We start from the raw sequence: 1896 nt of genomic DNA, 5'->3' as shown, positions 1-1896 counted from the left end.
GAGGGGATCGAGGACTTCATGAAGATGGAGTTGCTCGGTGCGGCCTTCGCTGCCGTGGCCATGCCCATGTCCGGGCTGATCGCCGACAAGATCGGCCGGCGCAGCTACCTCGGCACCATGGCCCTGGCCATCGGCGTGTTCGCGCTGTTCGCCCCCTTCATGCTGGGCGGCGGCAAACCCRGCCAGGCCGCCTTCATCCTGATCGGCTTCGTGTTGCTGGGCCTGTCCTACGGCCAGTCCGCAGGCTCGGTGACGTCCAACTTCCTGCCGCACTTCCGCTACACCGGCGCGGCGCTGACGGCCGACATGGCTTGGCTGCTGGGCGCGGCCTTTGCGCCCGTCGTGGCCCTCTTCCTGTCCTCGCGCTTCGGCTTGGTGTCGCTCAGCCTCTACCTGCTGTCGGGCGTGGTTTGCACGCTGGTGGCGCTGCGGGTGAACAAGCGGCTGCAGGCGGCGGCCGTCGTTCAAGACTGAGGACCCGCGCTCCGGCAAAGGCGGGCTCTGGCCCGCCTTTATTTTGGCGCGACAGTTTCCTTTATCTGAAAGTTTCCATACACTTAGCCATCACGGAAACTTTAGAGCCGCCATGTCCCTGACCCTGCACTACCATCCGCTGTCCTCCTACTGCTGGAAGGTCCTGATCGCCCTCTACGAGAACGGTGCGCCGTTCGAAGCCCRCAATGTCAATCTCGGCGACCCGGTGGCACGCACGGCCTATGCAGCGCTCTGGCCCACGGCCAAGATCCCGCTGCTGGTCGACGGAGACCGCGTGGTGCCCGAGACCTCCATCCAGATCGAATACCTGGACCGCCGCCACCCCGGCCGCGTGCAGTTGCTGCCCGATGACTTCGAGGCGCAGCTGGAGGTGCGCTTGTGGGACCGCGTCTTCGATCTGCACGTGATGACGCCCATGCAGCGCTTCATCGCCCAACAGCTGCGCCCCGAGGCCGAGCGCGACGCGGCCACGCTGACCGGCACTGTCAACGACTTGGGGCTGGCCTACGACCTCATCGAACGCCGCCTCGGCGACCGCGAGTGGGCAGCAGGCGAGTCCTTCACGATGGCCGATTGCGCAGCTGCACCGGCTCTGTTCTATGCCGCCATCGTGCGGCCCTTCTCGCCCGCGCACGCCAAGCTCAGCGCCTATTTCGAGCGCCTGCTCGCCCGCCCCTCGGTCTGGCGCTGCATCGTCGAGGCTCGCCCGGTCTTCCAGTACTACCCTCTGCGCCATGCCCTCCCCGCTCGCTTCCTCRCCGACTGACGCGCGCCTGGACCGCCTCTTCGCGGCGTTGGCCGATGGCAACCGGCGCGCGATGGTCGACCAGCTCAGCCGCGGGCCGGCCTCGGTGTCGGACCTCGCCAAGCCCTTGAGCATCGCCCTGCCCTCGGCGCTGAAGCATCTGGCGGCACTGGAAGCGGGCGGCCTTGTGCAATCGGACAAGGCCGGTCGCGTGCGCACTTACCGCATCGCGCCCGATGCCTTTGGCGGCCTGGAGGACTGGGTGGCCACGCGCAAGGCGATGTGGCATCGCCAGTTCGACGCCCTCGACGCCCTTCTCGAAGAACAGGACAAACAACCGTGACGACGACTCCCGCTGCCCACACCAGCTTCGTGCTGGAGCGCCGCTTCAAGGCCTCGGCCACCCGCGTGTTCGCCGCCTGGGCCGACCCGGCCACCAAGCAGCGCTGGTCCGACTGCCATGCCGAGATGAACGCCACGGAGTTCAGCATGGACTTCCGCCCCGGCGGGCAGGAGATCTACCGCAGCGCCCTGCCCGACGGCACCCAGTTGGCCGTCGACAAGGTGTTCCTGGACATCGTGCCGCAGGCGCGCATCGTCTTCGCCTACTCGATGGCGGCGGATGGCCGCGCGCTGTCAGCCTCACTGGTCACGGT

At 67.5% G+C, this 1896-nt stretch carries 3 protein-coding genes and 1 pseudogene; all 4 read left to right on the top strand.

Annotated features, from left to right (window positions below):
* Positions 1 to 474: pseudogene (locus tag AC1DU6_RS29460) on the top strand (MFS transporter); the annotation flags it as partial.
* A gap of 112 nt (positions 475 to 586) precedes the next feature.
* Positions 587 to 1261: a glutathione S-transferase family protein gene (locus tag AC1DU6_RS29455; RefSeq protein WP_477861537.1), complete on the top strand. Its 675-nt coding sequence runs from the start codon at positions 587 to 589 to the stop codon at positions 1259 to 1261.
* Positions 1230 to 1583: an ArsR/SmtB family transcription factor gene (locus AC1DU6_RS29450; protein WP_457322962.1), complete on the top strand. Its 354-nt coding sequence runs from the start codon at positions 1230 to 1232 to the stop codon at positions 1581 to 1583. Before AC1DU6_RS29455 ends, AC1DU6_RS29450 begins: the two co-directional genes overlap by 32 nt.
* Positions 1580 to 1896: SRPBCC domain-containing protein (locus tag AC1DU6_RS29445; protein WP_477861535.1), on the top strand; the 317-nt coding region annotated here is incomplete at its 3' end. The genes AC1DU6_RS29450 and AC1DU6_RS29445, both read left to right, overlap by 4 nt.

It is taken from the genome of Roseateles sp. P5_B10 (assembly GCF_056400485.1).
Note: the sequence above shows the minus strand (reverse complement) of the source record. Positions and strands in the feature narration are given on the sequence as shown.